Here is a 15,556-nt window from a genome sequence, read left to right as displayed (position 1 = left end):
CACCGTGTGCCCCGCCCCCGCCTCGTGTCACCGCCCGCCGGAATTACTTCTTGCGGCGGCGGCCACCGCTGTTCTTCTGGGCCTTGCGCCGCTCGGCGCGGGTCATGCCGTCCGCCGGGGAGCGCGTCGGGCCCTCGTCGCCGACGAAGTCGCCCTCGACGACACCGCCCTCACCGTCGACCGTGGGGGCCGAGAAGTGCAGCCGGTCCGGCCGCTGCGGGGCGTCGAGGCCCTTGGCGCGGATCTCCGGACGGGCACCGGCGACGACGGCGTCCTGGGGCTCCTTCGCCAGGGACGGGCGCTCGCCGCGGTCCTGGACGGGGACCTCCTCCAGCTGCTGGTCGACCTGGACCTCCAGGTTGAACAGATAGCCGACGGACTCCTCCTTGATGCCCTCCATCATGGCCTGGAACATGTCGAAGCCCTCGCGCTGGTATTCCACCAGGGGGTCCTTCTGGGCCATGGCGCGCAGGCCGATGCCCTCCTGGAGGTAGTCCATCTCGTAGAGGTGCTCACGCCACTTGCGGTCCAGGACGGACAGCACCACGCGCCGCTCCAGCTCACGCATGATGTCCGAGCCGAGCTGCTCCTCACGGGCGGCGTACTGCTCGTGGATGTCGTCCTTGATGGACTCCGCGATGAACTCCGCCGTGATGCCCGCGCGGTCGCCCGCGGCGTCCTCCAGCTCCTCGATGGTGACCTTCACGGGGTAGAGCTGCTTGAAGGCGCCCCACAGCCGCTCCAGGTCCCACTCCTCGGCGAAGCCCTCGACGGTCTCCTGGCGGATGTAGTCGTCGATGGTGTCGTCCATGAAGTGCTTGACCTGCTCGTGCAGGTCCTCGCCCTCCAGGACGCGGCGGCGCTCGCCGTAGATGACCTCGCGCTGGCGGTTGAGCACCTCGTCGTACTTCAGGACGTTCTTACGCGTCTCGAAGTTCTGCTGCTCGACCTGCGACTGGGCGGAGGCGATGGCCCGGGTGACCATCTTGTTCTCGATCGGCACGTCGTCGGGGACGTTGGCCATGGCCATCACGCGCTCGACCATCTGGGCCTTGAACAGGCGCATCAGGTCGTCACCCAGCGAGAGGTAGAACCGGGACTCGCCCGGGTCGCCCTGACGGCCGGAACGGCCGCGCAGCTGGTTGTCGATGCGGCGGGACTCATGGCGCTCGGTGCCCAGCACATAGAGCCCGCCGAGCGCCTTGACCTCCTCGAACTCCGCCTTCACCGCGGCCTCGGCACGCTCCAGGGCGTCCGGCAGGGCGGCCGCCCACTCCTCGACGTGCTCCACCGGGTCCAGGCCGCGCTGGCGCAGCTCGGCCTCGGCGAGGTCGTCGGGGTTGCCGCCGAGCTTGATGTCGGTGCCACGGCCGGCCATGTTGGTGGCGACGGTGACGGCGCCCTTGCGGCCGGCCTGGGCGACGATCGTCGCCTCCCGGTCGTGCTGCTTGGCGTTGAGCACCTCGTGCTGGATGCCGCGCTTGGCGAGCTGCTGCGAGAGGTACTCCGACTTCTCGACGGAGGTCGTGCCGACCAGGATCGGCTGGCCCTTCTCGTGCTTCTCCGCGATGTCCTCGACCACGGCGTCGAACTTGGCGACCTCGGTGCGGTAGATGAGGTCGGACTGGTCCTTGCGGACCATCGGCCGGTTGGTCGGGATCGGCACCACGCCGAGCTTGTAGATCTGGTGGAACTCGGCGGCCTCGGTCATCGCCGTACCGGTCATGCCGGAGAGCTTGCTGTAGAGGCGGAAGAAGTTCTGGAGGGTGATGGTGGCCAGGGTCTGGTTCTCGTCCTTGATGTCCACCCCTTCCTTCGCCTCGATCGCCTGGTGCATGCCCTCGTTGTAACGGCGGCCGGCGAGGATACGGCCGGTGTGTTCGTCGACGATCATGACTTCGCCGTCCATGACGACGTAGTCCTTGTCCTTCTTGAACAGTTCCTTCGCCTTGATGGCGTTGTTCAGATAGCCGACGAGGGGGGTGTTGACCGACTCGTAGAGATTGTCGATGCCCAGCCAGTCCTCGACGCGGGAGACGCCGGACTCGTGGATGGCGACGGTGCGCTTCTTCTCGTCGACCTCGTAGTCGCCGGTCTCCTCGATGCCCTTCTGCGGGTTGGCCGGCTCGCCCTTCTTCAGGCGGGTGACCAGCTTGGCGAAGTCGCCGTACCACTTGGTGGCCTGGTCGGCCGGGCCGGAGATGATCAGCGGCGTACGGGCCTCGTCGACGAGGATGGAGTCGACCTCGTCGACCACCGCGAAGTTGTGCCCGCGCTGCACCAGCTCGTCCTGCGACCAGGCCATGTTGTCGCGCAGATAGTCGAAGCCGAACTCGTTGTTCGTGCCGTACGTGATGTCGCAGTTGTACATCTCGCGGCGCTGCGCGGGCGTCATGTTGGCGAGGATGCAGCCGACCGACAGACCGAGGAACTTGTGCACCCGGCCCATCAGCTCGGAGTCGCGCTCCGCCAGATAGTCATTGACGGTGATCAGGTGGACACCCTTGCCCGACAGGGCGTTCAGATACGTCGGGAGGGTGCCGACCAGGGTCTTGCCCTCACCGGTCTTCATCTCCGCGACATAGCCCAGGTGCAGGGCGGCGCCGCCCATCAGCTGGACGTCGTAGTGCCGCTGGCCGAGCACGCGCTTGGCGGCCTCACGGACGGTCGCGAACGCCTCGGGGAGCAGGTCGTCCAGGGACTCCCCGTCGGCCAACCGCTGCTTGTACTCGTCGGTCAGCGCGCGCAGCTCGGCGTCGGAGAGGCTGAGGAAGTCCTCTTCGATGGAATTGACCTGGTCCGCGATGCGGTGCAGCTTGCGCAGGATCTTGCCTTCTCCTGCACGCATGATCTTGCCGAAGACGGACACGTAGGCTGACTCCTTGCCGGTCGGGCCTGGCACTGGGGCTGCCCCCGCCGCAGGCAGGGGGAGGGTGCGCGGGCACGACGGGACAGTCCCCGCCGCAACGGCCATCGTAAGCGAGGACCCCGCCGCGCCGGGAGGTCCGTCAGGTCCTGGGCCGGGTGTCACCCGCACGGTGAACGAACGGCACCACCCGAAGGTGCCGGGCCTGTGACATTTCTCCGCGATCGACGTCAACGGGGAAAATCACTCGCCCGGGACCGCGGCCGACGACCACACTCCCCGCATGGAACCCCTCTCCCTCACCACCCCGCGCCTGACGCTGCGCCCCTTCACTCCGTCCGACGTGGACGCCGTGCACGCGGCCTGCCAGGACCCGGACATCCCGCGCTACACCAGCGTCCCCTCCCCCTACACCCGCGAGGACGCGCGGACCTTCCTGGAGGAGACCTGCCCGGCGGGCTGGCGCGACGACTCGATGTACACCTGGGGCCTGTTCACCCGTGACGAGGGTCAACTGGTCGGGTCGATGTGCCTGGTGCGGCTCGCCCAGCTGCGCTCCCCCGAGCGGCAGGCCGAGCTCGGCTACTGGACCGCCAAGGAGCGGCGCGGCCGGGGCTACACCACGGAGGGCGCCCGCGAGGTGGCCCGCTGGGGGTTCGAGGAGCTCGGCGTGGAGCGGCTGGAGTGGTACGCGGAGGCCGGGAACACCGGTTCCCGCGCGGTCGCCCTGAAGGTGGGCTTCCGCATGGAGGGCACCCAGCGCGCGAAGATCCCGTACGCCGGTACGCGCCGCGACGCCTGGGTCGGCTCGCTGCTCCCCTCGGACCTGGGCCTGCCGACCGTGACCCCTTACCTGCCGTTCCCCGAACGGGCCTGACCGAACGGGCCCAGACCGAACAGGCCCGGCCGACCCGGGCGTTGTCAGTGCCGGGATCTACGCTGGCGTCATGGTCTCCAGCATGACAACTGCCGCCGCTGCCAAGGGTCCACGCGCCGAGCACCGGCTCTCCGCCGACGAGGCGCGGCGCATCGCGCTGCGGGCCCAGGGGCTCCTGGGCGTCCCCGACCGGCGGGCCGGGGTGCGCGGGGTGCTGCGGCGGCTGGGCGCGGTGCAGCTGGACACGATCTCGGTGCTGGCCCGCTCGCACGAGCTGGTGCCGTACGCACGGCTGGGCGCGGTCGGGCGCGCCGCGGTCGAGTCCGCCTACTGGACGCCGCGCACGGCCGCCGAGCCGCCGCACAGCTTCGAATACTGGTCGCACGCCGCGTGCCTCCTGCCCATCGAGGAGTGGCCGCTCTTCGCCTTCCGGCGGCGGGCGTTCCAGGCGCGCGGGCACCGTTGGCACGTGATGAAGGAGCCGGAGCGCTCCTGCGCCGCCGTCCGCGACCGGATCGCAGCGGATGGTCCGCTGACGGCCACGGAGCTGGGCGGAGCCAAGAACGGCGGCCCCTGGTGGGACTGGTCCGAGACGAAGATCGCCGTGGAGTGGCTGCTCGACACGGGCGAGGTCGTGTGCACCGAGCGGCGCGGCTGGAAGCGGGTGTACGACCTGGCGGAGCGCGCCGTCCCGGACGCCCTCTTCCACGACGACCTGGAGGACCTGGAGTGCGTACGGCGCCTGGTCACCCAGGCGGGCGCGGCGATGGGCGTCGCGACCCGGGCCGACCTCGCGGACTACCACCGCCTCAAGGGCGAGCAGGTGGACGCGGTGATCGAGGCCACGGGGCTGGTGCCGGTCGAGGTCGCCGGGTGGTCCAAGCGGGCGTGGGCGGATCCGCGGGCGCTGGCCGGTGAGGGGCGCGGCCGGCACCGTACGACGCTGCTCTCACCGTTCGACTCGCTGATCTGGGACCGGCCGCGCACGGAGCGGATCTTCGGCTTCACGCACCGGCTGGAGGCGTATGTGCCCAAGCCGAAGCGGGTGCACGGCTATTTCGCGATGCCGCTGCTGACGGGCGGACGGCTGGCCGGGCGGGTCGACCCGGCCCGCGAGGGCAGCACCCTGGTGGCCCGCCAGGTCTCCCTCGACGGGCCCAGGGCCGTGGCACCCATGGCACAGGCACTGCGCGAGGCGGCCGAGTGGGTGGGCTGCGACTCCGTGCGCATAGAGCGCTGCGACGACGCGAAGCTGGCCGCGGCCCTGGTCACCGCCCTCGGCTGACCGGCGCGGCCGCTTTCACCGATCCCGCGCCCCCCCGGGGGGGGATGGCCCCCGGTCCCCAGCCGGAGGCAGCCACGCCCCGCCCGCCCTCAGCGGATCTCCAGGATCTTCTCCCGCATCGCGTAGACCACGGCCTCCATCCTGGAGTGCAACTGAAGCTTCTCCAGAATGTTCCGCACGTGGTTCTTCACGGTGTTCTCGCTGATGAACAACTCCTTGGCGATGTCGCGGTTGTTCATCCCGGTGGCGACGAGCTTGAGCACCTCCAGCTCACGGTCGGTGAGCCGGGGCGCGGGCACCAGCCGGCGCTCGTCCGTGCGCTGGATCATCGACTTGAACTCGGTGAGCAGCTTGGAGGCCATGGACGGGCTGATCTGCGACTGCCCGTCGGCGACCGCCCGGATCGCGGTGGCCACCTCGTCGGTGGAGATCTCCTTGAGGAGATAGCCGGTCGCCCCCGCCTTGATGGCGTCGTAGAGATCGGCCTCCTCGTCGCTGATCGTCAGCATGATGATCTTGGCGCTGGGGGCCACCTCCTTGATGGAGGTGCACGCCTCGATGCCGCCGCGCTTGGGCATCCGCACATCCATCAGCACGATGTCCGGCAGCAGGTCGGCGGCCTTGTCGACCGCCTCCGCACCGTCCCCGGCCTCGCCGACGACCTGGATGTCCTCCTCCTGCGCGAGGACGATCTCCAGCCCCCGGCGGAAGAGCGCGTGGTCGTCCACCACCAGGACCCTGATGGGCTCCGCGCGCGTGCCGCCCCGGTCCGCGCAGACACTCTCGTCGTCGTCCTCGCCGGGCACGAGCACCGGCCCGAACCTGTCCGCCATCGTTCCTCCCCCTGGAGACCCCTGAAGGCCCAGAGTCCCTCGCGGTTGCACAGTGCACCGCCACCCCAACCGGTTTCGGCGGGCCGGTGGTTGGCCGACCGTCATGATTTCATGCCGCGCAACCGGGCGGTGCTCCCGCCGTCGCACAGGGTGCCCAGGGAGCGCCTGAGCGCTCCGAGGGCACCATTGGATGGATGTCTACGACGCGGGCCGCGAGAGGCTTCGGCCGCCTGCCGGGCCTCCCGGCTCAGCCGCCGAGCGCTCCGCCCGCCCCGCCGGGCTCCGCTTCGAACAGCGGGTCGGCGTTGAGACGGATGACGCCGTAGTCGTAGGCGTGCCGCCGGTAGACGACACTGGGCAGCTTGGTCTCGGAGTCGACGAACAGATAGAAGTCGTGGCCGACCAACTCCATTTCGTAGAGCGCCTGGTCGAGCGTCATCGGAGCGGCGGTGTGGGTCTTCTCCCGGACCACCAGGGGGCCTTCGCCCTGAACCTCGAGCGGTCCCATGCGGGTGACCGGGACTCCGTCCATCGCCTGCTCCACGGTGAGTTCACCGCTGTCGTTGAGCTCCGCGGCACCGATGACGGTCGACGCGGCATCGCTCGCGGGAATGCGTCCGTTGCCCCTGCGGCTGTGACGCTTGTCGTTCTGCTTGCGCAGCCGCGCTTCCAGCTTGCTGGTGGCGAGGTCCAGCGCGGCGTACGGATCGGCTGCCGCCGCCTCCGCCCGGATCACCGGTCCACGCGAACGCACCGTGATCTCCACCCGGTCGGAGCGGTCGGCCTGCCTGGGGTTGGGCTCCTTGGACACCTCGACGTCGAGGCTGATCACCTTGCCGTCGAGCTTCTGGATCTTGTCCAGCTTCAGCTTCTCGGCCACGTGCTTGCGAAAGCGCTCGGGCACCTCGGTCTTGCGGCCTTTGACGACGATGTCCACGCAGAACTCCGTTCCCGGATCGCCCCGCTGAAGATGCGGAGCGCATCCCTCTTGCAACAAGCCCCGGGGGCACCCCGGAGCCACCGACTCGGCGGTTTCACCTCCTCCTGCCCCATCGACAAGATCTACACCCCATCGACTCCAAGCTTCTTCGAAAGCACAGGAAAAGCGCCATTCGGAGATATGAGGCATAGCTCTTGCCATTCCTCACAACCGAACATATCTCGCCCGGACGCCTGTCGGTAGCCCCTACCGGGGCGTACCCCCATTCAGGTGTTTTCCTGCCGTTTCCCTCGTCAACGAGTGGCGTTCTCCGAGGGTTCCGCTTATGCGCGGCGCCGGCTCGGCAGGCGTACGCTCGACAGTGGCGACCACGGCCGCCCCGAGGAGCCGGCCTCCGGCCAGGGACACGGCCCGCGCCGCCTCGCTCAGCGACGCTCCCGTCGTCATCAGGTCATCCACCAGCACCACCGGACCCTTCTGACACAACAGCCCCTCTGCCCCCTTGAGTACCCCTAATGCGTCGGACACATTCGCCCGCCGCTGCCGGGCGTCCAGCCCGGCCTGATCCGCGACGGCCCTGCGCTGCCGCAGCACCGTCGCCGTCCGCGCGGGAAGCCCGGCCCGCCGCAGCACACCCGCGGCCGCGAGAGCGATCCGCCGCCCCGGATCGTGCCCCCGGGCGGCGACGGCATGCCTCGCGGAGGGGACGGGAACGAGCAGCAGGGGGCCTCCCCCGCCCCTCCCCACCTCCCCCTCGCCCCCGTCCGCCCCCTCCACCACCGCACGCACCGCTCCCGCCAGTGCGGCCCCCAGCGGGCCCGCCAGCGCCAGCGCGCCCCGTTCCTTGTGCGCGAGCAGCACCGATCGCACCCTGTCGCCGTACCGCGCCGCGGCGTGCACGGGCGGCAGCCCCACCGGCACCGGGTCCGGCCACACACGGCGGGCCCGGGACCCGCTCAGCGCCGCGCGGCACTCCTCACACAGCACCGTCCGCCACCGGCCGCACCCCGCGCAGTCGACCGGCAGCACCAGGCCGGTGATCTCCTGCCACCACCTGCGCATGGCCCTACTGTCCCGCGGCATGGCAACCCCTGCCACCCCTGTGGATAACTCCCGGTCACAACCTCAGGAGAACCATTGGTCACACTCAGAAGCACCACGGACCACAAAGGGCACAGCACACATCGAACAGCCCTGCTGAAGCACAGCACCCTCAAATGAAGCAGCGCACCCTCGAACTTCCCGAGGGCGCGAGCGCCCCTCACCCCGGGTAGACCGGCGCCGAGCCTTCCTTCGTCAGCAGCTTCCAGTTGGTGTCCTGGAGCAGCCGTACGATCCCGCCGTCGCGCTCGGCGACCAGCGTCGGCGCCTTGGCCGCGTTCTCCGCGGCGGCGATCCCGCGCACCCCGGTGATGCCGGGCAGCGCCGAGGCGTTCGACAGCGAGCCGTCGGTCTCGATGTACAGCAGCTGCTGGAGGCCGTTCTGCTCGCTGCCCGCCACCAGCAGGCGGCTGCCGCCCGCCCAGGACACCGCGTCGACCTGCTCCAACCTCGGCGCCACGGAACGCAGTTCCTGCACCGAGAGCGTCATCCGCCCGACTCCGCCGTGCCGCTCCACGCGCCCCAGCTTCAGCGTCGTCCGGTCGCCCTTCGTCACCAGCAGCGCGACGCGCACACCGTCCGCGGCCACCCGCAGCCCGGTGATCCGCCCGCCGTCGAGCCGGGGCACCTGGACCTCCTCCGGCGTCCCCGTACCGCCCGGCAGGCGCAGCAGGCGCGGCCGGTCCGGGTCCTGGTCCGCGACCCACAGGTCACCCAGCCCGTCCCAACTCGGCGCCGTCAGACCCGCCTTGGCCCCCGCGCCCCGCACCGTCAGCCGCGGGTCGCCCAGCGGCGCCCCCTGCTCCAGCCCGGCGACGTACAGCGACTGCCCGTTGGCCGCCACCCCCGCGGCCCGCTTCTCGTCACGGGACACCGCGACCGAGCGCAGCTGCACCGGGGCGTCCGCGCCGAACGGACCCGGGACCCGCCGCGGCTCCTCCTCGCCGTCCGCGATGCTCACCATCCGGTGCTGCGCGTCGACGAAATACTGCCGGTCCGGATGACCCGCCGTCTGGTCCGGTGCGTACCACCGCGCCTGGTCCCGCTGCAGCACACACATCTGGGAGCCGTTCTCGCGCTGCAGCGTCACCTGGCTGACCTTGGCCGACTGGTCCTGCACCGTGTAGAGGACCTGCGCGGCCATCCGCAGGCACTGCTCCTCACTGGTGCCGTTCGCCCGGTCGTTGAGCCGCACCTTCAGGGCGTTGGAGTCGTCCAGGGACAGCCGCTGGTCGACCACCCGCGTGCCCTCGCGGAAGGCCGTCGTCGCGACCGGGTCGAGCCACGTCGTCGGCCCGTCCAGCAGCGCCTTCACCGAGGACGTCACCGGATCTATGCGCTTGCGCAGATAGACGGGGTCGGCGACGAGCACATTGCGGCCCTGCCCCACACCGCTCGCCCCCAGCTCGGCGAAGTAATACTTGTTGACCGAGCGGTAGATGCGCTGGAAGTCCGCGAGCCCGAGCACCAGTCCCGGCGGCAGCGCGTCGATGCGCCACTCACCGTCCTCCAGCGCCACCCGGATCCGCGTGCTGTAGTCCCGCTCGTCCGGCTTGTAGGCGTGCTTGTCGTCGACTTTGGCGACCTGCTTGCCGTTCAGCGTGATCGTGAAGTCCTGATTCCGGTCACCCGTGCGTGAGACGTCCACCTTCGGCGGCTCGGAGAGCACCGTCGTCACCTCGGACGGATTCCACTTCCGCTTCACGTTCTTCGACAGGTACATCCGGGCCGTGGCGTAGTCCGGGTCGTCGCTGGTCGTGGCCTCCAGGAAGCCCGTCACCAAGTCCTGCGGCTGCTCGCCCTTGTGCGGCGCCACGCCGTAGACCCGCACCTGCGAGTCGGCGTCCGCGCGCTGCGAGGAGTCCACCGACGTGACCTCGCCGCTGTCCGGCATCGACGCGCAGCCGGCCAGCAGCGCGCCGCTCAGCGCCAGCGCGGCGAGACCTGCGAGCCGGTTGCGGCGTCCGCGTTCAGCGCCCACGCGCCTGCCCCTCACGTCCCGTACCGGCCCCGGCCTCGCCGTCGGTGCCCTTCAGCTCTCTGTCCGAGGTGTCCGCGCTCTTGTCGTACGGCGCCGCCCCGCCCTGCCGGGCCACCACGCGCGCCCCGCTGCCCGGCAGCGCCGCCGGGTCGACGGCGGGCGTGCTCCGCGTCTGCGCCGGTACGGGCGCGGGCCCGGGACCCTGCGGCCCGGGCTGCGCCGGCACGGACCCGCCACGGCCGGAGACGCCGAGCGGCACCCCGGCCTCGTTCAGTCCGCGGTTGCGCCGCGAATCCTCGGGCTCCAGCGGGATCGGCGAACCGCGCAGCGTGTCCCCGGCCGTGCTCGGCAGCGTCAGCCGGAACTGCGAACCGCCGCCCGGCTCGCCCCACGCCTGGAGCCAGCCGCCGTGCAGCCGGGCGTCCTCCACCGCGATCGACAGGCCGAGACCGGTGCCACCGGTCGTACGGGCCCGCGCCGGGTCGGCCCGCCAGAAGCGGTTGAAGACACGCGTCGCCTCGCCCGGCTTGAGCCCCACACCGTAGTCGCGCACCGCGACCGCGACCGCGCCGCCCGCCGCCGCGAGCCGTATCACCACGTCCCGGCCCTCGCCGTGCTCGACGGCGTTGACCACGAGATTCCGCAGCACGCGCTCCACGCGCCGCGCGTCGGACTCCGCGATCACCGGCTGTTCGTCGCCCCGTACGAGCAGCTTGCTGCCCTTGCGCTCCGCCAGCGGCAGGGCGCCGTCGACCACACGGTTCACGACGTCCCGCAGGTCGATGGGCTCGGCCTCCAGCGCCGCCGCCCCCGCGTCGAACCGGCTGATCTCCAGCAGGTCCGACAGCAGCGACTCGAAGCGGTCGACCTGCCCGAAGAGCAGCTCCGCCGAGCGCGCGGTCACCGGATCGAAGTCGTCACGCGCCTCGTGGATGACCTCCGCCGCCATGCGCACCGTCGTCAGTGGCGTGCGCAGCTCGTGGGAGACATCGGACACGAAGCGGCGCTGCATCCGGGACAGCTGTTCCAGCTGCTGGATCTTGACCTGGAGGTTCTGTGCCATCTTGTTGAAGGCCTCACCCAGACGGGCGATGTCGTCCTCGCCGGTGACCTTCATCCGCTCCTGGAGGACACCCGCCGCGAGCCGCTCGGAGATCCCGGCCGCCATCCGTACGGGCGTGACGATCTGCCGCACCACCAGCCACGCGATGGCGCCCAGCAGCACCACCACGAACACCCCGGCGGTCGCCAGCGTGGTCTTGACCAGGGTCAGCGACTTCTCCTCCTGGGTGTACGGGAAGAGGTAATAGAGCTGGTACGGCTTGTTGTTGTTGTCGTACAGCCGCTTGCCGACCACCAGCGCGGGCTCGCCCTCGTCCGAGGCGCTGTGCTTGATCGACGCGGACCGCTCCAGCGCTCCCGTCTGGGTGTTCAGCTGTTTCCGCAGGTCGGCGGGGATGCTGTGCTCGGGGTCGATGTCCCCGGAAGCACGCGGGCCACGGGCGCCCACGGCGGCGTCACTGGTGTCCGCGCTGAGGGCCACCACGTGATAGACGCCCTGGCCACCGCTGGAGAGCTGCTGCACCAAGGTCGTCAGCCAGGTGCCGGAGTCCATGCCCCGGACGCCGGACTGCGAGGTGTCCTGCCCACGGTTGTCGGTGCCGTCCGCGAAGTCCCGGGCGGCCTTGAAACCGCCCTCCGCCTGGCTCTGCGAGGCGTGCCGCTTGGCCTCCAGCAGGCCGTTGCGCACCTGCCCGATGACGACGAGCCCGAGCAGCAGCACCACGCCGACCGACATCAGCAGGGTGGTGGCCACCACCCGCAGCTGGATGTTCCGCCGCCACAGCCGCATCGCGGGCAGCAGCGGACGCCTCACCCAGCGCACGTACAGCCGCAGCACCGGATGCACCGGCCCGGCGGCCGCGCCGTCGGGCAGCAGCCGTCCGGCGCGCCACAGCCGCCGGAAGAGAGATATGCCGCCCGCCGTCTCGACGGGCCGCCCCGCGCCCCACTCCGGAGCGGCACCGTTGCCCGACATGTCAGCTCGGCCCGGCCTTGTAGCCCACGCCGCGGACGGTCACCACGATCTCCGGGCGCTCCGGGTCCTTCTCGACCTTGGAGCGCAGCCGCTGCACATGCACGTTCACCAGGCGCGTGTCCGCCGCGTGGCGGTAGCCCCAGACCTGCTCCAGGAGCACCTCGCGGGTGAACACCTGCCAGGGCTTGCGGGCCAGCGCCACGAGCAGGTCGAACTCCAGCGGGGTCAGCGCGATGGACTGCCCCTCGCGCTTGACCGAGTGCCCGGCCACGTCGATGACCAGATCGCCGATCGTCAGCTGCTCCGGCGCCGGCTCCTCGGACCTGCGCAGGCGGGCCCGGATGCGGGCCACCAGCTCCTTCGGCTTGAACGGCTTGACGATGTAGTCGTCGGCGCCGGACTCCAGCCCGACCACCACATCGACCGTGTCGCTCTTCGCCGTCAGCATCACGATCGGCACCCCGGACTCGGCCCGGATGAGCCTGCACACCTCGATGCCGTCCCGTCCGGGCAGCATGAGATCGAGCAGCACAAGATCTGGTTTTACCTCACGAAAAGCAGCAAGTGCCTTGTCGCCGTCCGCTACGAACGACGGCTCGAAACCCTCACCACGCAGCACAATGCCGAGCATCTCGGCCAGTGCGGTGTCGTCGTCGACGACAAGGACGCGTCCCTTCATATCGACATCATCCCATTTTCGCATCCGGTCCATAGAGCCGGGTGACTCAGCTCACCTGTGGTGAATGGCATTCTTCGGTGTGTCCCGTTGACCTCGGAGATCATCCGCCCTCTTCGGCGGCCGGGGACATCATGCCGGGAATTCGGCCCCGCCCGCGGCCTTTCCCTTTCCCCGCCCGGCACACAGCTCGGCCAGCCCGGCCCGGGTGACCGGCGAGACCACCCCGTTCTCCGTGACGAGGGCGGTCACCAGCTCGGGCGGTGTGACGTCGAAGGCGGGGTTGTACGCCTGGGTGCCCAGCGGCGCCGCGGGCACTCCCGCCCCCGGTTCCGCGGTCATGCCCGCCACCGCGGGCGCGGAGAACTCCGTCACCTCGTGCCCCGGCCGCTGCTCCACCTCGATCGCGGCACCCTCCGGCGTTCCCAGATCCACCGTCGTGGTCGGGGCCACGACGACGAACGGCACATGGTGATAGCGGGCCAGCACCGCCAGCGGATAGCTGCCCACCTTGTTCGCCACCGAACCGTCGGCGGCGATCCGGTCCGCGCCGATCAGCACGGCGTCCACCTCGCCCGCCGCGAAGAGCGAACCCGCGGCGTTGTCGGTGAGCAGGGTGTACGCCATGCCGGCGCGCGCCGCCTCGTACGCCGTGAGCCGCGCGCCCTGCAACAGCGGACGGGTCTCGTCCACCCACAGGCGCCTCAGCTGTCCCACACCATGGGCGGCGGAGGCCACCGCGAAGGCGGTACCGCCGCCTCCGGAGACCAGCGCACCCGTGTTGCAGTGGGTGAGGAGGCGATAGCCACCGCCCGGCAGCAGCTCGTCCAGCAGCGTCAGGCCGTGGGCCGCCATGCGCGCGCTGGCCTCGGCGTCCTCCTGGTGCAGGACGCGGGCCTCGGCGAGCGCGGCCGCGGCGGCCCGCCTCCCGTCCGCACCCCCCTTGAGCGCCTCCTCGTACGCACGGGCCGCCCGCCGCACCCCGTACGCGAGGTTGACGGCCGTCGGCCGCGCGTGGGCCAGCAGCTCGGCGGCGTCCTCAACGTCGAAGCCCCGGGCCGCGGCCAGGGCCACGCCGTAGGCACCCGCGACGCCGAGCAGCGGTGCGCCCCGCACCGCGAGCGTGCGTATCGCCTCCACCAGCGCGGGCACGTCCGTACACAGCAGCTCCACCTCCTCGGCCGGCAGCCGCCGTTGGTCGAGGAGCACGACCACGGGCCCTTCCGGCAGCTCGTCCCACCGCAGGGCGGGAGAGAGGGGACATCCGACGAGATCCACGCGTGCCGCGAAGTGATCAGCCATCTGTCCAGTCTGCCCGGCGGGAGGCGACTATTGAAGGTCCCCTTTCCATTCCTCCCCCGTACGAGCCCCTCGCCGGCCCCGCCGCGAGCACCGCCGGCCGTCCGGGCAGCGTGACACGATTGCCGGCAATGGCCCGGAGCCACACCGGCGGACGGGTACCGAGAAGGAGCGACAGACAGATGAACGACACTCCGGGCCGGAACTCGCCCGGACCCTCCCCTTCCGAGGAGCGGCCCCCGGCCGCTCCGCAGGAGCCCACCCCCGCGGACGGGGCGCCCGGCACCGGCGAGGACGCACGCTCCTCGCAGTGGGCCGACGAGCAGCCGCCCGCCGGCCAGTGGTCCACGCCCTCCACGGTCCCCCCGCAGACCCGCCGCACCACCCGGGAGCGCGCCCGTGCCAACCCCGGGCCGCAGCAGCCCGCCGGCGGGGGCCGGCGGCCGCAGGCCGCCGCCAGTGGCGGCTGGGGGAACTGGACGCCTCCGGCGCAGGCTCCCCAGCCCGGCGTGATCCCCCTGCGGCCACTCGCCGTCGGCGAGATCATCGACGCCGCCATCCGGACCGTGCGTGTCCAGTGGCGTACGGCCCTGGGGATCTCGTTCGCCCTCGCGGTGGGCACCCAGGCGGTGGCGACCGTGGTCACCGGCCTGTGGTTCCGGCACACGCCGGACCTCCAGTCGCTCGCCGATTCCGAGACCGTGTCCCCCCGGGAACTCCTGGATGCCATAGGCAGCAGCCTGGGCGGCGTGGGCATCGCCTGGGCGATCGGTCTGATCGGCTCGATCATCGCCACGGGCATGCTGATGGTCATGGTCAGCCACGCGATTCTTGGGCGTACGACCTCGATCGGCGAGGCATGGCGGAGCGCACGGCCCCAACTGGGCCGGATGTGCGGCCTGTTGGTGCTGCTGCCGCTGATGGTCTGCGGTGTCCTCGCCGTCGGGCTGGGCATCGGCATGCTGGTCACCGCGGCGGGCGCGGAGTCGGCGGGCGCCGCGCTCGCGCTGCTGGGCGGCCTGGGATCGGTGGTGGCCGGTGCCTGGCTGTGGATCCGCTACAGCCTGGCGGTGCCGGCGCTGATGCTGGAGAAGCAGGGCGTCATCGCGAGCATGCGCCGCTCGGCGAAGCTGGTGCGCGGGTCCTGGTGGCGCGTCTTCGGCGTCCAGCTCCTCGCCGTGGCGCTCACCTTCGTGGTTTCCATGATCGCGCAGATGCCGGTGGGTGTCGTGGAGTCGCTCGTGTCGGGCGGCTCCGACAGTGACGTCACCAGCTGGCCTACGCTCATCGTCGCCGGCGTCGGCGCGGTCATCAGCTCCACCCTCGCATTCCCGGTCACGGCCGCGGTCACCGCGCTGCTCTACACCGACCAGCGCATCCGCCGTGAATCCCTCGACCTGGAACTCGCACGTGCCGCGGGTGCGGGCAAGTAATTCATCGAATACGTCGGGCCCGGGATCTCCTGATCCCGGGCCCGACGTATTCCGGACGTATTTCCCGGACGTTCTTTATCGAGCACGTTCTTTATCGAGCCGCATCGGCCCTGAACGCAAAAATGCCTCAGGCCCCGGGTCTATGACCCAGGGCCTGAGGCTAAAATTTGTTCGGCGGCGTCCTACTCTCCCACACGGTCCCCCATGCAGTACCATCGGCGCTGAAA

11 protein-coding genes are annotated in these 15,556 nt (G+C 70.8%); 3 read left to right on the top strand and 8 right to left on the bottom strand.

Annotated features, from left to right (window positions below; all coding sequences use genetic code 11):
* Positions 1 to 43: 43 nt before the first annotated feature.
* Complete coding sequence (gene secA, locus ACH427_RS29845) at positions 44 to 2,869, bottom strand: preprotein translocase subunit SecA (RefSeq protein ID WP_398874485.1); 2,826 nt, start codon at positions 2,867 to 2,869, stop codon at positions 44 to 46.
* Between the two features lie 280 nt (positions 2,870 to 3,149).
* Here secA and ACH427_RS29840 point away from each other — a divergent pair, with 280 nt between their 5' ends.
* Complete coding sequence (locus ACH427_RS29840; RefSeq protein ID WP_398874483.1) at positions 3,150 to 3,743, top strand: GNAT family N-acetyltransferase; 594 nt, start codon at positions 3,150 to 3,152, stop codon at positions 3,741 to 3,743.
* Between the two features lie 70 nt (positions 3,744 to 3,813).
* Positions 3,814 to 5,028, top strand: a complete 1,215-nt coding sequence (locus tag ACH427_RS29835; protein WP_398874481.1) for a winged helix-turn-helix domain-containing protein — start codon at positions 3,814 to 3,816, stop codon at positions 5,026 to 5,028.
* 89 nt (positions 5,029 to 5,117) lie between these two features.
* On the opposite strand, the gene ACH427_RS29830 is transcribed toward ACH427_RS29835, so the two are convergent.
* The 7 genes from ACH427_RS29830 to mtnA form a co-directional block, all read right to left on the bottom strand.
* A complete protein-coding gene (locus tag ACH427_RS29830) occupies positions 5,118 to 5,861 on the bottom strand; it encodes a response regulator (RefSeq protein WP_398874479.1) in 744 nt (247 codons plus the stop codon).
* A gap of 247 nt (positions 5,862 to 6,108) precedes the next feature.
* Positions 6,109 to 6,798, bottom strand: a complete 690-nt coding sequence (gene hpf / locus ACH427_RS29825; RefSeq protein WP_398874476.1) for a ribosome hibernation-promoting factor, HPF/YfiA family — start codon at positions 6,796 to 6,798, stop codon at positions 6,109 to 6,111.
* 249 nt (positions 6,799 to 7,047) lie between these two features.
* A complete protein-coding gene (locus tag ACH427_RS29820) occupies positions 7,048 to 7,863 on the bottom strand; it encodes a ComF family protein (RefSeq protein WP_398874474.1) in 816 nt (271 codons plus the stop codon).
* A 199-nt stretch (positions 7,864 to 8,062) separates the two neighbouring features.
* Positions 8,063 to 9,883, bottom strand: a complete 1,821-nt coding sequence (locus ACH427_RS29815) for an LpqB family beta-propeller domain-containing protein (RefSeq protein ID WP_398874472.1) — start codon at positions 9,881 to 9,883, stop codon at positions 8,063 to 8,065.
* Complete coding sequence (gene mtrB, locus ACH427_RS29810) at positions 9,873 to 11,921, bottom strand: MtrAB system histidine kinase MtrB (RefSeq protein WP_398874470.1); 2,049 nt, start codon at positions 11,919 to 11,921, stop codon at positions 9,873 to 9,875. The genes ACH427_RS29815 and mtrB overlap by 11 nt, the downstream gene beginning before the upstream one ends.
* A gap of 1 nt (position 11,922) precedes the next feature.
* On the bottom strand, positions 11,923 to 12,600 hold the full coding sequence (mtrA, locus tag ACH427_RS29805) for a two-component system response regulator MtrA (RefSeq protein WP_361525340.1): 678 nt from the start codon (positions 12,598 to 12,600) through the stop codon (positions 11,923 to 11,925).
* A gap of 129 nt (positions 12,601 to 12,729) precedes the next feature.
* Positions 12,730 to 13,899 carry an S-methyl-5-thioribose-1-phosphate isomerase gene (gene mtnA, locus ACH427_RS29800; RefSeq protein WP_398874468.1) on the bottom strand — a complete coding sequence of 390 codons (1,170 nt, stop codon included), beginning with the start codon at positions 13,897 to 13,899 and terminating at the stop codon, positions 12,730 to 12,732.
* A 179-nt stretch (positions 13,900 to 14,078) separates the two neighbouring features.
* On the opposite strand from mtnA, the gene ACH427_RS29795 reads away from it, so the two are divergent.
* Entirely contained in the window at positions 14,079 to 15,329 is a 1,251-nt protein-coding gene (locus tag ACH427_RS29795; protein ID WP_398874466.1) for a hypothetical protein, read from the top strand.
* Positions 15,330 to 15,556 lie beyond the last annotated feature (227 nt).

The organism is Streptomyces sp. NPDC020379 (assembly GCF_044387105.1).
GTDB lineage: Bacteria > Actinomycetota > Actinomycetes > Streptomycetales > Streptomycetaceae > Streptomyces.
This window is presented reverse-complemented; position numbering and strand designations above follow the sequence as displayed.

Coding starts and splice junctions, on each gene's coding strand:
- mtrB (WP_398874470.1), bottom strand. CDS start 11,921: ATGTCGGGCAACGGTGCCGCTCCGGAGTGGGGCGCGGGGCGGCCCGTC.
- ACH427_RS29840 (WP_398874483.1), top strand. CDS start 3,150: ATGGAACCCCTCTCCCTCACCACCCCGCGCCTGACGCTGCGCCCCTTC.
- ACH427_RS29830 (WP_398874479.1), bottom strand. CDS start 5,861: ATGGCGGACAGGTTCGGGCCGGTGCTCGTGCCCGGCGAGGACGACGAC.
- mtrA (WP_361525340.1), bottom strand. CDS start 12,600: ATGAAGGGACGCGTCCTTGTCGTCGACGACGACACCGCACTGGCCGAG.
- mtnA (WP_398874468.1), bottom strand. CDS start 13,899: ATGGCTGATCACTTCGCGGCACGCGTGGATCTCGTCGGATGTCCCCTC.
- ACH427_RS29795 (WP_398874466.1), top strand. CDS start 14,079: ATGAACGACACTCCGGGCCGGAACTCGCCCGGACCCTCCCCTTCCGAG.
- ACH427_RS29820 (WP_398874474.1), bottom strand. CDS start 7,863: ATGCGCAGGTGGTGGCAGGAGATCACCGGCCTGGTGCTGCCGGTCGAC.
- ACH427_RS29835 (WP_398874481.1), top strand. CDS start 3,814: ATGGTCTCCAGCATGACAACTGCCGCCGCTGCCAAGGGTCCACGCGCC.